Here is a 14,636-nt window from a genome sequence, read left to right on the forward strand (position 1 = left end):
GTTTATTATATATAGCGATATCCAGACAATATTTTATGTCAACAAGACAAATCACGGTGTGCAACCATGTCAGAAATTCGTCACTTTCCTGAAGCCTTGATCCCGGCACCGCGCCCGGTGCAGTTTCGTTGCGAGGAGTTTAATGCCCGCACGGAATTCCAGCCGCACAGTCACCGCTGGGGACAACTGATGTGGGTGAAAGCCGGGGTGATGGTGATGAAGGTCGGCAATCAACGTTTCCTGGCGCCGCCGGAATTTGTGCTGTGGGCACCGGCGGGGATAGAGCACTCTTGCTACAACCAGCGGCTGGCGCAGTGCCGCATGGTGGATATCATGCAGTCGCTGTGCGTCGGGCTGCCGGCCGGCCCCTGCCTGGTGAACGTGACGCCGGTTTTCCGCGCCATCGCCGAAGATTTTTACGCACGCAAACAATATATCCCGCACGGCAAGCAGGATTTGCGGCTGTGCCGGGCGCTGATCGATCAATTGCATCTGTCGCCAGTCCAGCAAGCTTATTTGCCGTCGTCCGAAGATAAATTTTTGGCACCGGTGCTGGAGGCGCTGGAGCATTGCCCGTCGGACAACACCTCGCTCGCCGTCTGGGCCGCCCGGGTTTATACCACCGAACGCACCCTGTCACGCCGCTGTCGGCAAGAGCTGGGCATGTCATTCAGCGAATGGCGCCAGCGGTTGCGTTTTCTGCATGCCGTTTCGCTGCTTGAACAGGGCAAAACCGTGCAGAACGTCGCGCTGGAGGTGGGATACAGCTCGGCCTCGGCGTTTATCGTCATGTTTCAGCAAATCGCCGGCAGCACCCCCGAACGCTTTCGTCGGGCCTGATTCGGTGGCACACTCTTTCCCAGATAACCTCTTCATACTTGACGTCGCCTCCGTGTTGGCTGCGAGCATTTACCCCAGTCACTTACCTGAGTAAGCTGCTGGGGACTCCTGTTCTTGCCGCGTGACTCGGCAAAGCCTCGCCCCGTTGGGGCCAGCGCAAGCGCTGTTCAACAAAGTCGTGGCTTTGTTGTGATGCAACGCCAATTATTTGGGGTATAAATAGCCGTAACCCGTCGGAGTAACAAGTGAAAATCCTGGTTGATGAAAATATGCCGTACGCGGCTGAATTGTTCAGTCGTTTGGGGGACGTGCAGGCGGTGCCTGGCCGCCCGATCCCGCGTGATGCGCTGGCGGATGCCGACGCGCTGATGGTGCGCTCGGTGACTAAAGTGAATGAAGATTTGCTGGCCGGTACCCGCATCGGTTTTGTCGGCACCGCCACCGCCGGCACTGACCACGTGGATGATGCCTGGCTGAAACGGCAGGGCATAGGTTTTTCCGCGGCGCCAGGTTGTAACGCCATTGCGGTAGTGGAATATGTGTTCTCTGCACTGATGCTGCTGGCCGAACGCGACGGTTTTCAGTTGCGCGACAAAACCGTCGGTATTGTCGGCGTGGGCAACGTAGGTTCGCGCCTGGATGCCCGTCTTAAAGCCATGGGCGTACGCACGCTGCTGTGCGATCCGCCGCGCGCCGAACGGGGTGACGCCGGGGAGTTCTGGCCACTGGAAAAACTGGTGGCGGAAGCCGACGTGCTGACGTTCCATACACCGCTGAATAAATCCGGCCCCTATCACTCGCTGCATTTGGTTGATGCCGAGTTGCTGGCGGCGCTGCCCGACAACCGTATTCTGATCAATGCCTGCCGTGGCGAAGTGGTGGATAACGCCGCGCTGCTGCAGGCGCTGGAAAAAGGCAAAAAGCTGAGTACGGTGCTGGACGTTTGGGAGCCGGAACCGGAGCTTTCATTGCCGTTGCTGGCGCGGGTAGATATCGGCACCGCGCATATCGCCGGTTACACGTTGGAAGGCAAGGCGCGTGGCACCACTCAGGTGTTCGAGGCCTTCAGCCGCCATCTGGGGCGGCCACAGCAGATTGAGCTGGCCTCGCTGCTGCCGGTGCCTGAATTCAGCCAGATCCAGCTGAACGGAACGCTGGATGAAGGCAAATTAAAACGATTGATGCACTTGGTGTATGATGTGCGCCGCGATGATGCGCCGTTGCGCAAAGTGGCTGGGCAACCGGGCGAGTTTGATCGCCTGCGCAAGCATTATCAGGAGCGCCGTGAATGGTCTTCATTGCGCGTTCAGTGCAATGACAGCGCCAGCGCGGAGCTGCTGCACAAGCTGGGTTTCGGCGTGCTGTAGAGGCCGGCATGCCGGCGCCCTGCAAGAAAGGCGTTGCACCCAAACGTAAGGTTGCCTTAAGCAATCGCCGCTACAGTAAGCGGCAAAGGATTATCGGGCGGTGGCAACACTGCCCGTCTGCTTTTAAATGAATACTCTGGAGAAACCCAATGTCTGACGGCTGGAATATCGCTCTGCTTGGCGCCACTGGCGCGGTAGGTGAAGCGTTGCTGGAATTATTACAGGAACGCCAGTTCCCGGTGGGCGAGCTCTATCCTTTGGCCAGTGAACGCGGTGCCGGGGCAACGGTACGCTTCAACGGCAAGTCGGTGCTGGTGCAAAAAGCGGAAGAATTCGACTGGTCGCAGGCACAACTGGCGTTCTTTGTCGCCGGGACCGAGGCGGCGGCCCGCTATGCGGAAGAAGCCGGCAACATGGGCTGCCTGGTGATCGACACCAGCGGCCTGTTTGCACTGGAGCCGGACATCCCTCTGGTGGTGCCTGGCGTGAACTCGCAGGTGCTGGCGGATTATCGCAATCGCAATATCGTCGCCGTGGCCGACAGCATGGTCAGCCAACTGCTGACGGCGATCAAACCCTTGACCGAACAGGCCGGGCTTTCCCGTCTGCACGTCACCACCCTGATGTCGGTATCGGCACGCGGCAAAGCGGCGGTCGACGATCTGGCCGGCCAAAGCGCTCGCCTGCTGAACGGCATTCCGGCTGAGCCGGGCGTTTTCGCCAAGCAGTTGGCGTTCAATCTGCTGCCGTTGCTGGCCGACGAACAGGGCAGCGTGCGCGAAGAACGTTTGATTGTCGATCAGGTGCGCAAAGTCTTGCAGGACGAAGGGCTGCCGATTTCCGTGAGTTGCGTGCAGTCGCCGGTATTCTACGGCCACGCGCAAGTGGTTCACCTGGAAGCGCTGCGCCCGATGTCTGCCGAAGAGGCGCGCAGCGAACTGGAGCAGGTGGATGATATCCAGCTGAGTGAAGAAGACGACTACCCGACTCAGGTAACGGAAGCGTCCGGCAGCGATGCGTTGAGCGTCGGTTGTTTGCGCAATGACTACGGCATTCCTGAAATCCTGCAGTTCTGGTCGGTGGCGGACAACGTGAGCTTCGGCGGCGCGCTGATGGCGATCGAAACCGCAGAGCGTCTGGTGCAGGAGCAGATGTACTGATGTCTGACGTTGTCTTGCCCACCCAGCCGAAGTTAAAAATCGCGCTGGGGATTGAATATGACGGCAGCCGTTACTACGGTTGGCAGCGTCAGCAAGAGGTCGCCAGCGTGCAGGCCTGCCTGGAACAGGCGTTGAGCAAGGTGGCAAATGCGCCGATCGCGGTACTGTGCGCCGGGCGTACCGACGCCGGCGTGCACGCTACCGGTCAGGTGGTGCATTTTGAAACCACCGCGCAACGCAAGGACGCGGCCTGGACGTTGGGGGTCAACACCCATCTGCCGCCGGATATCGCCGTGCGCTGGGTAACCGGTGTGCCTGAAGATTTCCATGCGCGTTTCAGCGCCACTGCGCGCCGTTACCGATACGTTATTTATAACCACCGCTACCGCCCGGCGGTGTTGCAGCAGGGGATGACCCATTTTTATCACCCGCTGGATGCCGAACGGATGGAAAGGGCGGCGCAGGCACTGCTGGGCGAGAACGATTTTACGTCGTTCCGCGCCGTGCAATGTCAGTCGCGCACGCCATGGCGTAACGTAAAACACGTTAAGGTTACGCGCTACGGCGAGTATATCGTGGTAGATATTAAGGCGAATGCCTTTGTGCACCATATGGTGCGCAATATTGTCGGCAGCCTGATGGAAATCGGCTGCGGCAATCAGGATGAGAACTGGATGGCCGAACTGCTGGCGCTGAAGGATCGGAATCTGGCTGCGGCGACGGCGCGGGCCGAAGGCTTGTATCTGGTTTCCGTCGATTACCCTGAGCATTTTGATCTGCCCCGGCCGCCGATGGGGCCGCTGTTTTTACCCGACGATTAAACGCCGGCGCGCCTGACGCGTTGCTCCCTTGTGCATCTGCCGGGTGGGTGAGACACCCGGTAAAAAGAGAGAACCTATGGACATCATCAAGTTTGTGATTGATTTTATTCTGCATATTGACGTGCATTTGGCCGAGTTGGTCGCGCAATACGGTATGTGGGTCTATGCCATTTTGTTCCTGATCCTGTTTTGCGAAACCGGGCTGGTGGTCACGCCTTTCCTGCCGGGGGATTCTCTGCTGTTTGTCGCCGGCGCGCTGGCGGCACTGCCGACTAACGATCTGAATGTGCATACCATGGTTGCGCTGATGGTAGGGGCTGCGATCCTCGGTGACGCGGTGAATTATACTATTGGCCGGCTGTTTGGCGATAAGCTGTTCAGTAACCCGAATTCGAAAATTTTCCGCCGCAGCTATCTGGATAAAACCCATCAGTTTTATGAAAAACATGGTGGGAAAACGATTGTTCTGGCGCGTTTTGTGCCGATCGTGCGCACATTTGCGCCGTTCGTCGCCGGTATGGGGAAAATGTCCTACCGTCATTTTGCTGCCTACAACGTGATTGGCGCGCTGGTTTGGGTGCTGCTCTTCACTTATGCTGGCTACCTTTTCGGTGATTTGCCGATCGTGCAGGAAAACCTGAAACTGTTGATCGTGGCGATCATCCTGGTTTCAATTTTGCCGGGCATCATTGAAATCTGGCGCCATAAGCGCGCGGCTGCCCGCCAGCAAAAACAGTAAAAACATCGCTTAACCTGTCGGTTCGACCAGTTTTTTATCCACAGTGTCGGGTCGATATGGTTTAATGAGCGACATTTATGGTCTGTTCTCGCGAACAAGCCCTGAAGCCAGTGCCTCGGTCACGCGTTTGTCGCGTTTTGCTCAGGCACTTTTTCATTGGGTCTGTCTGCGGGGGGATTGTTAAAGCATGAACAGCGGACGGGTGTCCGTCAGGTTCAAACAGAAAGGTCATCGATGAGCTGGATTGAACGAATTCTTAACAAGAGCAATATTACACAAACCCGTAAGGCGAGCATTCCTGAAGGGGTCTGGACCAAATGTGACAGCTGCGGTCAGGTTCTCTATCGCGCCGAGCTGGAACGTAATCTGGAAGTGTGTCCTAAGTGCGACCACCACATGCGCATGACTGCGCGCATGCGCCTGCATACCCTGCTTGACGAGGGCAGTGAGGTAGAACTGGGCAGCGAACTGGAGCCGAAAGACGTTCTGAAGTTCAAGGATTCCAAAAAGTATAAAGATCGCCTGGTTGCCGCACAGAAAGCGACCGGCGAGAAAGATGCGTTGGTCGTCATGAAAGGCACGCTGTACGGCATGCCTATTGTCGCCGCTTCTTTCGAATTCGCCTTTATCGGCGGTTCCATGTCTTCCGTGGTCGGTGCGCGTTTCGTACGCGCGGTTGAACAGGCGTTGGAAGACAACTGCCCGCTGGTGTGTTTCTCAGCCAGTGGCGGTGCGCGTATGCAGGAAGCGCTGATGTCGCTGATGCAGATGGCGAAGACCAGCGCAGCGCTGGCGAAACTGCAGGAACGCGGGTTGCCGTACATTTCGGTGCTGACCGATCCGACCATGGGCGGCGTTTCCGCCAGTCTGGCGATGCTGGGCGATATCAATATCGCCGAGCCGAAAGCGTTGATCGGCTTTGCCGGCCCGCGCGTTATCGAGCAGACCGTGCGTGAAAAACTGCCGCCGGGCTTCCAGCGCAGCGAGTTCCTGATTGAAAAAGGCGCAATCGACATGATCGTGCGTCGCCCGGAAATGCGCCGCACTCTGGCGAGCATCCTTTCCAAGCTGACCCACCAGCCGCAGCCGCATTTCGATGAGGCAGAGCCGGTAGTCGCACCGGAAAATCAGGCCGACGCCTGAGGCAGAAAAGTCCCCCGTGCAGGCACAAGCCCGCGCGGGGTTCAGCCGCCATTTTGTGGCTAAGTGCCGGCTGATATGCCCTATGAATTTCACGTTGCAGTCAACCCGCTGTGGCTTGAAAGGTGACGGGTGTTACGGAGAGCATCGCCTTTACCGCGGTGAGGGGGGTGCCCTGATGGATCAATGAACCCAATCAGTGATGGGACTCATGCAAAACCACCAAATTCCCCAAGCCACGTCGCCATTGAGCTCGTGGCTTTATTATCTTGAACGTCTGCACAGCCAGGCGATCGAGCTTGGCCTGGAACGCGTACAGCGCGTTGCGGCGCATCTTGATTTACTCACCCCTGCACCGACGGTGTTCACCGTTGCCGGCACCAACGGCAAAGGCACGACCTGCCGGACTCTGGAAGCCATTTTGATGGCGGCCGGCCTGCGCGTTGGCGTTTACAGCTCGCCGCATCTGGTGCGTTATACCGAGCGGGTACGCATTCAGGGCGATGAGCTGAGCGAGGCGGAGCACAGCCGCTCGTTCGCCGCCATTGAGGCGGGTCGGGGTGAAACCTCACTGACCTATTTCGAATTTGGCACCCTGTCGGCGCTGCACCTGTTCAAACAGGCTAAGCTTGACGTGGTGATCCTGGAAGTTGGCCTTGGCGGCCGCCTGGATGCGACTAACATCGTCGATCCGAGCGTGGCTGTGGTCACCAGCATCGCGCTGGATCATACCGACTGGCTGGGCAACGATCGCGAAAGTATCGGTCGCGAGAAGGCCGGAATTTTCCGCGGCGGCAAGCCGGCAGTGGTAGGCGAACCGGGTATGCCTGCCACCATCCGCGAGGTGGCGGAAAAACTGGGCGCGACGCTGTATCGTCGTGGCGAAGCCTGGACTTTCAGCGAACAGGGCGAACGCTGGCAGTGGGAAGGCGGCGGCACGCAGCTGACTGAACTGCCGATGCCCAACGTCCCGCTAGCCAATGCTGCGACCGCGCTGGCGGCGTTGCACTATTCCGCGTTGGAAATCGATGAGCGGGCGATCTTCGCCGGTCTGCAGCAGGCGACGCTGCCTGGGCGCTTCCAGATTGTGCGACAGGATCCGATGCTGATCCTCGACGTGGCACATAACCCGCACGCCGCAGGCTATCTGGCCGGGCGTCTGGCGAAGTTGCCGCGCAAGGGCGGCAAAGTGCGCGCCGTGGTGGGTATGCTGTCGGATAAAGACATTGCCGGCACGCTGGCTTGCCTGAGCGAACAGGTGGATGAATGGTATTGCGCGCCGCTGGAAGGGCCGCGTGGTGCCAGCGTTGAATCGCTGGCGCAACATTTGACGGAACCGCGGCAGTTTGCCGATGTCGAAACTGCCTGGCGTCAGGCTATGCAGGACGCTGATATTCAGGATATTGTGATCGTCTGTGGATCGTTCCACACCGTTGCGCATGTGATGGCGGCGTTAGACGAGATGCGGGGAGTGTGAGTGGCAAGCAAATTTCAAAACCGATTGGTAGGAACCGTTATTCTGGTCGCGCTGGGGGTCATTATCCTGCCAGGGCTGCTGGATGGAAAAAAGAAACATTACGAGGATGAGTTCGCGGCCATTCCCCTGGTGCCAAAACCGGGAGACGTGGAAGAGAACGACGCGGTGCCGCCGGTAACCCAGTCTTTGCCGGCGCAGCCGCCGGAAGGGGCGGGCGCCTTGGTTGAGCAGCAGGCGGCGAACGAAGCGGCCTCGCAGCAGGCCGCACGCCAGACGGCGCAACAGCCGGTTCAGGTCGCGCCGCCGGTCGAAACTCGCCCGGTACAGCAACCTAAGCCGAAGCCGGTCGAAACCAAACCGGTGGAAGTGAAACCAAAACCGGTGCAGCAGCCGAAACCGGTCGTTCAGCCGAAGCCTGAGGTTGTCCCGGAAGTTAAATCGGAACCCAAACCTGAGCCGAAGCCAGAACCTAAGTCGGCTGCGGAAGAGAAAGCGCCGGCAGGGCAGGCTTATGTGGTGCAACTGGGTGCGCTGAAGAACGCCGCCAAGGTGAATGAGGTCGTGGCGTCACTCAGGCTGTCCGGCTATCGCGCCTTCACCGTGCCGTCAACGCCGGTACAGGGGCAAATCACCCGGATCTACGTGGGTCCGGACGCGTCAAAACAGAAGCTGCAGTCTTCGCTGTCTGCGCTGAATTCCATCAGCGGTTTGAGCGGCCAGGTGAAGCCCTACGGCGCTCGTTGACAGGACAGGGGCACAGCATGCTGTGCCCCTGAATCGATGAGTGCTGGTGTAATCACTATTGAAAATGTGCCTTTCACAGGCAAAATGGCCTATGTAGGCGCGGCGATTGAGAATTTTTTTATCGCCGTTTTTTATTTGTTGTGCGCTGGGAAATCCCCTACGCAAACGTTTTCTTTTTCTGTTAGAATTCGCCGCGAATTGGATGCAGGGGCGATTCATCATTGGAATAGTTCATGGTCTGGATTGATTACGTCATTATAGCGGTGATTGGATTTTCGGCTCTGGTGAGCCTGATCCGAGGGTTTGTTCGCGAAGCATTGTCACTTGTGACATGGGGATGTGCGTTTTTTGTTGCCAGCCATTTCTACTCTTACCTTGCGGTCTACTTCACTCGTTTTGAAGATGAACTGGTGCGAAACGGCATCGCGATTGCCATCTTGTTTATCGCGACCCTGATCGTAGGAGCCATTGCCAACTATGTGATTAGCTCATTGGTAGAAAAAACCGGGTTATCAGGCACCGACCGGGTGCTGGGCGTCTGTTTCGGCGCACTGCGCGGGGTGTTGATCGTTTCGGCGATACTGTTTTTCCTGGATACCTTTACCGGCTTCTCGCAAAGTGACGACTGGAAACAGTCACAGCTTATTCCCCAGTTCAGTTATATCATCAGGTGGTTCTTTGACTACCTGCAGAGCACGTCGAGTTTCTTACCGATCCATTTACCGGGGCGGTAGCGCTGATGAGGAAAAGACAACATGTGCGGTATTGTCGGTATCGCCGGTTTTATGCCGGTAAACCAGTCGATTTATGATGCGTTGATGGTGCTTCAGCACCGTGGCCAGGATGCCGCAGGCATCGTCACCATAGATGCCCATAACGGGTTCCGTCTGCGTAAAGCAAATGGTCTGGTGAAGGATGTGTTTGAGGCACGCCATATGCAGCGCTTGCAGGGCAACATGGGTATTGGCCATGTGCGCTACCCGACGGCTGGCAGCTCCAGTGCCTCAGAGGCTCAACCATTTTATGTAAACTCTCCGTTCGGCCTTACGCTGGCCCACAACGGCAACCTGACCAACGCCCATGAGCTGCGCCAAAAGCTGTTTGAAAGCGGCCGCCGCCATGTCAACACCACCTCCGATTCCGAGATCCTGCTGAACGTTCTGGCCAGTGAGCTGGACCGCTTCCCGGACTATCCGCTGGAGTCAGACAACATCTTTACCGCCGTTGCCGCCATGCATCAGCAACTGCGCGGTGCCTACGCCTGCGTGGCGATGATCATCGGCCACGGTCTGCTGGCGTTCCGCGACCCGAACGGCATTCGCCCGCTGGTGATCGGCAAACGCCAGCTTGAAGACGGTCGCTGCGAGTATATGGTGGCCTCCGAGAGCGTGGCGCTGGATACCCTGGGCTTTGAGTTCCTGCGCGACGTGGCGCCGGGCGAAGCGGTGTACATCACCGAGAAGGGCCAACTGTTCACCCGCCAGTGCGCAGAGAACCCGAAAACCAATCCGTGCCTGTTCGAATACGTCTATTTCGCTCGTCCAGACTCCTTTATGGACAAGATTTCGGTCTACAGCGCCCGTGTACGCATGGGGCAGAAGCTGGGCGAGAAGATTGCCCGCGAGTGGGAAGATTTGGACATCGACGTGGTGATCCCGATCCCGGAAACGTCCTGCGATATCGCATTGGAAATCGCGCGTATCCTGGATAAGCCGTATCGCCAGGGCTTTGTGAAGAACCGCTATGTTGGCCGTACCTTCATCATGCCGGGCCAGCAGGCGCGCCGTAAGTCGGTACGTCGCAAGCTGAACGCCAACCGCGCCGAGTTCCGCGACAAGAACGTGCTGCTGGTGGATGACTCCATCGTGCGCGGCACCACGTCCGAGCAGATTGTTGAGATGGCGCGTGACGCCGGGGCGAAACGCGTTTATTTGGCTTCCGCTGCGCCGGAAATTCGTTTCCCGAACGTGTACGGCATTGATATGCCAAGCGCCAACGAACTGATTGCCCACGGCCGCGAAGTGGATGAAATCCGCCAGATCATCGGTGTCGACGGTTTGATCTTCCAGGATTTGAACGATCTGATCGAAGCGGTGCGTGAAGAGAACCCGGACATTACCCAGTTCGAATGCTCGGTGTTTAACGGTATCTATGTCACCAAAGACGTAGACCAAAGTTACCTCGAGTATCTGGAATCGCTGCGTAACGACGACGCCAAGGCGATGCGTGGCCAGACCGAAGCAGAAAATCTGGAAATGCATAACGAAGGTTAAGCCTCGGCGCTAGCCAAAAAAGTGCACCGCGGCGTTTCGCGGTGCATTATCCTCCCCCTGACTTGCTTATGCTCCGCCATTCCGGCAAAGTCTGCCTGATCCTACTTTCTCTTCGGCAGAGGCCAGCTTTATGAAACGACTCATCATCGGTATTTCCGGTGCCAGCGGCGCAATCTACGGCGTGCGTCTGTTGCATGCATTGCGTGACGTCGCAGAGGTGGAAACCCATTTGGTGATGAGCAACGCGGCGCGGCAGACGCTGTCGCTGGAAACCGAGCTCAGCCTGCGTGAAGTGCAGGCGCTGGCCGACGTGGTGCATGATGCGCGCGACATCGGTGCCAGCATTTCTTCCGGTTCGTTCAAAACCCTGGGCATGGTGATTTTACCTTGTTCAATCAAGACGTTATCCGGTATTGCCAACAGTTATAGCGACGGCCTGCTGACGCGCGCCGCCGATGTGGTACTGAAAGAACGCCGCCGGCTGGTGCTGTGCGTGCGTGAAACCCCGTTGCATATAGGCCATTTGCGCCTGATGACGCAGGCGGCGGAAATGGGCGCGGTGATCATGCCGCCGGTACCGGCGTTTTATCACCAACCGAAAAGCGTCGATGAGATCATCGATCAAACCGTGAATCGGGTGGTCGATCAGTTCGACATTGAATTACCGAAAGATTTGTTCACCCGTTGGCAAGGCTCAAATTAACAAATTTATCCCCAATTTGGCACATTTGTGCAACACAGCACTGAATTAGGGCGGCACATGCACCATAATGATCCCACTCCATCACGCTCACTGTTTCAAGGCTCTGGCATTTTGCCATTGCCCGTGACGCGGCCCTGACTGGCCGATTTATTTTTGCGGTTATCGTCCCAGGAAACAGTTTTGTGAAGGCCGGAGCCGCTCCCTCCGCCTACAGCAACAAATATGGCACGATTACTGCAAATTGATTTGGTGGGAAAGTAATGCCCGCAGTGGCATCAAAAAAATCAATTTGAGGGTAATTTATGAAAAAGCTGGTTAAGGTTCTTCCTTTAGTCTTGGCTTTGAGCGCGGTAAGCAGCGCATTTGCCGCAGTACCATCAACGCTGAAGATAGGTACCGATCCGACCTATGCACCATTTGAATCCAAAAATGCCAAAGGTGAGTTGGTCGGCTTTGATATCGATCTGGCCAAAGAGCTGTGCAAACGCATAAATACCCAATGTACCTTTGTGGAAAGCGATTTTGACGCGCTGATCCCTTCTCTGAAGGCGAAGAAAATTGACGCCATCATCTCTTCATTGTCGATCACCGAAAAACGCCAGCAGGAAATTGCCTTTACCGACAAGCTGTACGCCGCCAACGCCCGCCTGATCGCGCCGAAAGGTTCGAAGCTGCTGCCAACCGTGGACGCGCTGAAAGGCAAGAGCGTGGGCGTGCTGCAGGGCACCACCCAGGAAGCCTATGCGAACGCCATGTGGCAGCCTAAGGGCATCACCGTGGTGCCGTACCAGAACCAGGACCTGGTGTATGCCGACCTGGCGTCCGGCCGCATTGATGCCGCCTTCCAGGATGAAGTGGCGGGCAGCGACGGTTTCCTGAAGCAGCCTCCGGGCAAGGATTACGCTTTCGCCGGCGAATCGGTGAAAGATGACAAGTTCTTTGGCGTGGGCACCGGCATGGGGTTGCGCAAGACCGATACCGAGCTGAAGGCGGCGCTGGATAAAGCCTTTGCCGACATGCGCAAAGACGGCACTTACGACAAGTTTGCGAAAAAATACTTCGATTTTGACGTCTACGGCGGTTAATGCCACGTACCGTTCCATGGTGTGACTACGGGGTCAGTTCGCTGGCCCCGATGGTTCGGGCTCCAATGACGACAGGGTGAAGTAGATGCTGCAAGGCTATTCCCAACTGATATTTGAGGGCGCTCTGGTGACGCTGGAACTGGCCCTCAGTTCCGTACTGCTGGCGCTGGTGATTGGTTTGATCGGTGCCGGCGGCAAACTTTCCCATAACCGCCTGCTTTCTACGCTGTTTGGTGCCTATACCACGCTGATCCGCGGCGTGCCTGATTTGGTGCTGATGCTGCTGATTTTCTATGGCTTGCAGATTGCGCTGAATAACCTCACAGAACTGCTCGGTTTTTCGCAAATTGATATCGATCCGCTCAGCGCGGGGATTATCACCCTCGGCTTTATCTATGGTGCCTATTTCACGGAAACCTTTCGCGGCGCTTATATGGCGGTGCCGAAGGGGCAAATCGAGGCGGCTACCGCTTACGGTTTCTCCGGCTCGCAGATTTTCCGCCGCATCTTGTTCCCTGCGATGATGCGTTTTGCCCTGCCGGGCATCGGCAACAACTGGCAGGTGATCCTCAAGGCGACGGCGCTGGTGTCGATTCTGGGTTTGAACGACGTGGTGAAAGCCACTCAACTGGCCGGCAAAGGCACCTATCAACCCTTCTTCTTTGCGATAGTGGCCGGTGTGGTTTATCTGGTTTTTACCACCGTTTCCAATGGCGTGTTGTTGTGGCTTGAACGGCGTTATTCATTGGGCGTCAAGAGGGCCGAATTATGATTGAGATTTTGCAACAGTATTGGCAATCGCTGCTGTGGAGCGACGGTTACCGTTTCACCGGTGTGGCGGTCACGCTGTGGCTGCTGATCTCATCGGTGGTGATGGGCGGCTTGCTGGCGATACCGATGGCGGTGGCGCGCGTTTCCTCAATCTCCTGGGTACGTTTTCCGGTGTGGCTCTACACCTACATATTCCGCGGCACGCCGCTGTATGTGCAGCTGTTGGTGTTTTATTCGGGGATGTACAGCCTGGAGATCGTGCGGGGTACGGATTTCCTCAATGCGTTCTTCCGCAGCGGGCTTAATTGCACCATTCTGGCGCTGACGCTGAACACCTGCGCCTACACCACCGAGATCTTCGCCGGGGCGATCCGCGCGGTGCCGCACGGTGAAATTGAGGCGGGCAGTGCCTATGGTTTCTCTCGTTTCAAAATGTACCGCTGCATCATTCTGCCTTCGGCGCTGCGTACCGCACTGCCGGCTTACAGCAACGAAGTGATCCTGATGCTGCACTCCACCGCGCTGGCATTTACCGCCACCGTGCCGGATCTGTTGAAGATAGCGCGAGATATCAACGCGGCGACCTATCAGCCGTTCTATGCCTTTGGCATTGCGGCGGCGCTGTATCTGGCGATCTCCTACGTGTTGATCAGCCTGTTCCGCAAGGCCGAAAAACGCTGGATGCCGCACGTTAATCACTGATAATGACGGGGAAAAACCATGTCTGAAAATAAATTAGCCGTCACTGAACTGCATAAGCGTTATGGCGAACACGAAGTACTGAAAGGCGTGTCGCTGGCGGCGAATGCAGGGGATGTGATTAGCATCATTGGATCTTCGGGGTCCGGTAAAAGCACCTTTTTGCGCTGCATTAACTTCCTGGAGAAGCCAAGCGAAGGCTCCATCAGCTTGAACAATGAAGATATCCGCATGGTGCGCGACAAAGACGGCCAACTGAAGGTTTTTGACAAGAAACAGCTGCAATTGCTGCGTACTCGTCTAACCATGGTATTCCAGCACTTTAACCTGTGGAGCCACATGACGGTGCTGGAGAACGTGATGGAAGCGCCGGTGCAGGTGCTGGGGTTGAGCAAGGCCGAAGCGCGCGAGCGCGCAGCGCGCTATCTGGACAAGGTGGGCATCGACGAACGCGCGCGCGGCAAATACCCGGTGCATCTGTCGGGTGGCCAGCAGCAGCGTGTTTCCATCGCCCGCGCGTTGGCGATGGAGCCGGAAGTGCTGTTGTTTGATGAACCTACGTCGGCACTGGATCCGGAGCTGGTGGGCGAAGTGCTGCGTATCATGCAGAAGCTGGCCGAAGAGGGGAAAACCATGGTGGTGGTGACGCACGAGATGGAGTTTGCGCGCCATGTTTCAAGCCACGTGATTTTCCTGCATAAGGGGCTTATTGAAGAGCAGGGGCCACCGGCTGAGCTGTTCGGCAATCCAAAAAGCCCGCGCCTGCAGCAGTTCCTTTCCGGCGCTTTAAAATAACCCCTTGCCTGGGGCCGGTTCT

General features: G+C 57.1%; 15 protein-coding genes. All 15 read left to right on the forward strand.

Features of this window, described 5'->3' with window-relative positions; all coding sequences use genetic code 11:
* Window positions 1-66: 66 nt before the first annotated feature.
* The 15 genes from V2S86_RS02185 (at window position 67) to hisP (ending at window position 14,614) form a co-directional block, all read left to right on the forward strand.
* A complete protein-coding gene (locus tag V2S86_RS02185; RefSeq protein ID WP_330761034.1) occupies window positions 67-840 on the forward strand; it encodes an AraC family transcriptional regulator in 774 nt (257 codons plus the stop codon).
* 245 nt (window positions 841-1,085) lie between these two features.
* Window positions 1,086-2,207 carry a 4-phosphoerythronate dehydrogenase PdxB gene (gene pdxB / locus V2S86_RS02190; RefSeq protein WP_330761035.1) on the forward strand — a complete coding sequence of 374 codons (1,122 nt, stop codon included), beginning with the start codon at window positions 1,086-1,088 and terminating at the stop codon, window positions 2,205-2,207.
* 149 nt (window positions 2,208-2,356) lie between these two features.
* A complete protein-coding gene (locus tag V2S86_RS02195; RefSeq protein WP_330761036.1) occupies window positions 2,357-3,367 on the forward strand; it encodes an aspartate-semialdehyde dehydrogenase in 1,011 nt (336 codons plus the stop codon).
* On the forward strand, window positions 3,367-4,188 hold the full coding sequence (gene truA / locus V2S86_RS02200; RefSeq protein WP_330761037.1) for a tRNA pseudouridine(38-40) synthase TruA: 822 nt from the start codon (window positions 3,367-3,369) through the stop codon (window positions 4,186-4,188). Before V2S86_RS02195 ends, truA begins: the two co-directional genes overlap by 1 nt.
* Before the next feature lie 76 nt (window positions 4,189-4,264).
* Entirely contained in the window at window positions 4,265-4,927 is a 663-nt protein-coding gene (locus tag V2S86_RS02205; RefSeq protein WP_330761038.1) for a DedA family protein, read from the forward strand.
* A 234-nt stretch (window positions 4,928-5,161) separates the two neighbouring features.
* Window positions 5,162-6,070, forward strand: coding sequence for an acetyl-CoA carboxylase, carboxyltransferase subunit beta (accD, locus tag V2S86_RS02210; RefSeq protein ID WP_330761039.1), 909 nt, complete (start codon window positions 5,162-5,164; stop codon window positions 6,068-6,070).
* 208 nt (window positions 6,071-6,278) lie between these two features.
* Window positions 6,279-7,544 carry a bifunctional tetrahydrofolate synthase/dihydrofolate synthase gene (gene folC / locus V2S86_RS02215; protein ID WP_330761040.1) on the forward strand — a complete coding sequence of 422 codons (1,266 nt, stop codon included), beginning with the start codon at window positions 6,279-6,281 and terminating at the stop codon, window positions 7,542-7,544.
* The gene (gene dedD, locus V2S86_RS02220; RefSeq protein WP_330761041.1) at window positions 7,545-8,288 is read left to right on the forward strand and encodes a cell division protein DedD; all 744 of its coding nucleotides are present in this window, start codon (window positions 7,545-7,547) and stop codon (window positions 8,286-8,288) included.
* Between the two features lie 233 nt (window positions 8,289-8,521).
* Window positions 8,522-9,022 carry a colicin V production protein gene (gene cvpA / locus V2S86_RS02225; RefSeq protein ID WP_330761042.1) on the forward strand — a complete coding sequence of 167 codons (501 nt, stop codon included), beginning with the start codon at window positions 8,522-8,524 and terminating at the stop codon, window positions 9,020-9,022.
* 21 nt (window positions 9,023-9,043) lie between these two features.
* Window positions 9,044-10,561, forward strand: a complete 1,518-nt coding sequence (gene purF / locus V2S86_RS02230) for an amidophosphoribosyltransferase (RefSeq protein WP_330761043.1) — start codon at window positions 9,044-9,046, stop codon at window positions 10,559-10,561.
* Between the two features lie 130 nt (window positions 10,562-10,691).
* Complete coding sequence (locus V2S86_RS02235) at window positions 10,692-11,264, forward strand: UbiX family flavin prenyltransferase (RefSeq protein ID WP_330761044.1); 573 nt, start codon at window positions 10,692-10,694, stop codon at window positions 11,262-11,264.
* Between the two features lie 302 nt (window positions 11,265-11,566).
* A complete protein-coding gene (gene hisJ, locus V2S86_RS02240) occupies window positions 11,567-12,349 on the forward strand; it encodes a histidine ABC transporter substrate-binding protein HisJ (RefSeq protein ID WP_006317052.1) in 783 nt (260 codons plus the stop codon).
* 85 nt (window positions 12,350-12,434) lie between these two features.
* Complete coding sequence (locus tag V2S86_RS02245; RefSeq protein WP_006317051.1) at window positions 12,435-13,121, forward strand: histidine ABC transporter permease HisQ; 687 nt, start codon at window positions 12,435-12,437, stop codon at window positions 13,119-13,121.
* Window positions 13,118-13,822, forward strand: a complete 705-nt coding sequence (locus tag V2S86_RS02250) for an ABC transporter permease (protein WP_330761045.1) — start codon at window positions 13,118-13,120, stop codon at window positions 13,820-13,822. Before V2S86_RS02245 ends, V2S86_RS02250 begins: the two co-directional genes overlap by 4 nt.
* 18 nt (window positions 13,823-13,840) lie before the next feature.
* Window positions 13,841-14,614 carry a histidine ABC transporter ATP-binding protein HisP gene (hisP, locus tag V2S86_RS02255; RefSeq protein ID WP_330761046.1) on the forward strand — a complete coding sequence of 258 codons (774 nt, stop codon included), beginning with the start codon at window positions 13,841-13,843 and terminating at the stop codon, window positions 14,612-14,614.
* Window positions 14,615-14,636 lie beyond the last annotated feature (22 nt).

Source organism: Serratia sp. C2(1), from assembly GCF_036352655.1.
Lineage (GTDB): Bacteria > Pseudomonadota > Gammaproteobacteria > Enterobacterales > Enterobacteriaceae > Serratia > Serratia inhibens.

Coding starts and splice junctions, on each gene's coding strand:
- accD (WP_330761039.1), top strand. CDS start 5,162: ATGAGCTGGATTGAACGAATTCTTAACAAGAGCAATATTACACAAACC.
- V2S86_RS02245 (WP_006317051.1), top strand. CDS start 12,435: ATGCTGCAAGGCTATTCCCAACTGATATTTGAGGGCGCTCTGGTGACG.
- hisP (WP_330761046.1), top strand. CDS start 13,841: ATGTCTGAAAATAAATTAGCCGTCACTGAACTGCATAAGCGTTATGGC.
- folC (WP_330761040.1), top strand. CDS start 6,279: ATGCAAAACCACCAAATTCCCCAAGCCACGTCGCCATTGAGCTCGTGG.
- V2S86_RS02195 (WP_330761036.1), top strand. CDS start 2,357: ATGTCTGACGGCTGGAATATCGCTCTGCTTGGCGCCACTGGCGCGGTA.
- purF (WP_330761043.1), top strand. CDS start 9,044: ATGTGCGGTATTGTCGGTATCGCCGGTTTTATGCCGGTAAACCAGTCG.
- V2S86_RS02185 (WP_330761034.1), top strand. CDS start 67: ATGTCAGAAATTCGTCACTTTCCTGAAGCCTTGATCCCGGCACCGCGC.
- cvpA (WP_330761042.1), top strand. CDS start 8,522: ATGGTCTGGATTGATTACGTCATTATAGCGGTGATTGGATTTTCGGCT.
- V2S86_RS02205 (WP_330761038.1), top strand. CDS start 4,265: ATGGACATCATCAAGTTTGTGATTGATTTTATTCTGCATATTGACGTG.
- V2S86_RS02250 (WP_330761045.1), top strand. CDS start 13,118: ATGATTGAGATTTTGCAACAGTATTGGCAATCGCTGCTGTGGAGCGAC.
- truA (WP_330761037.1), top strand. CDS start 3,367: ATGTCTGACGTTGTCTTGCCCACCCAGCCGAAGTTAAAAATCGCGCTG.
- V2S86_RS02235 (WP_330761044.1), top strand. CDS start 10,692: ATGAAACGACTCATCATCGGTATTTCCGGTGCCAGCGGCGCAATCTAC.
- hisJ (WP_006317052.1), top strand. CDS start 11,567: ATGAAAAAGCTGGTTAAGGTTCTTCCTTTAGTCTTGGCTTTGAGCGCG.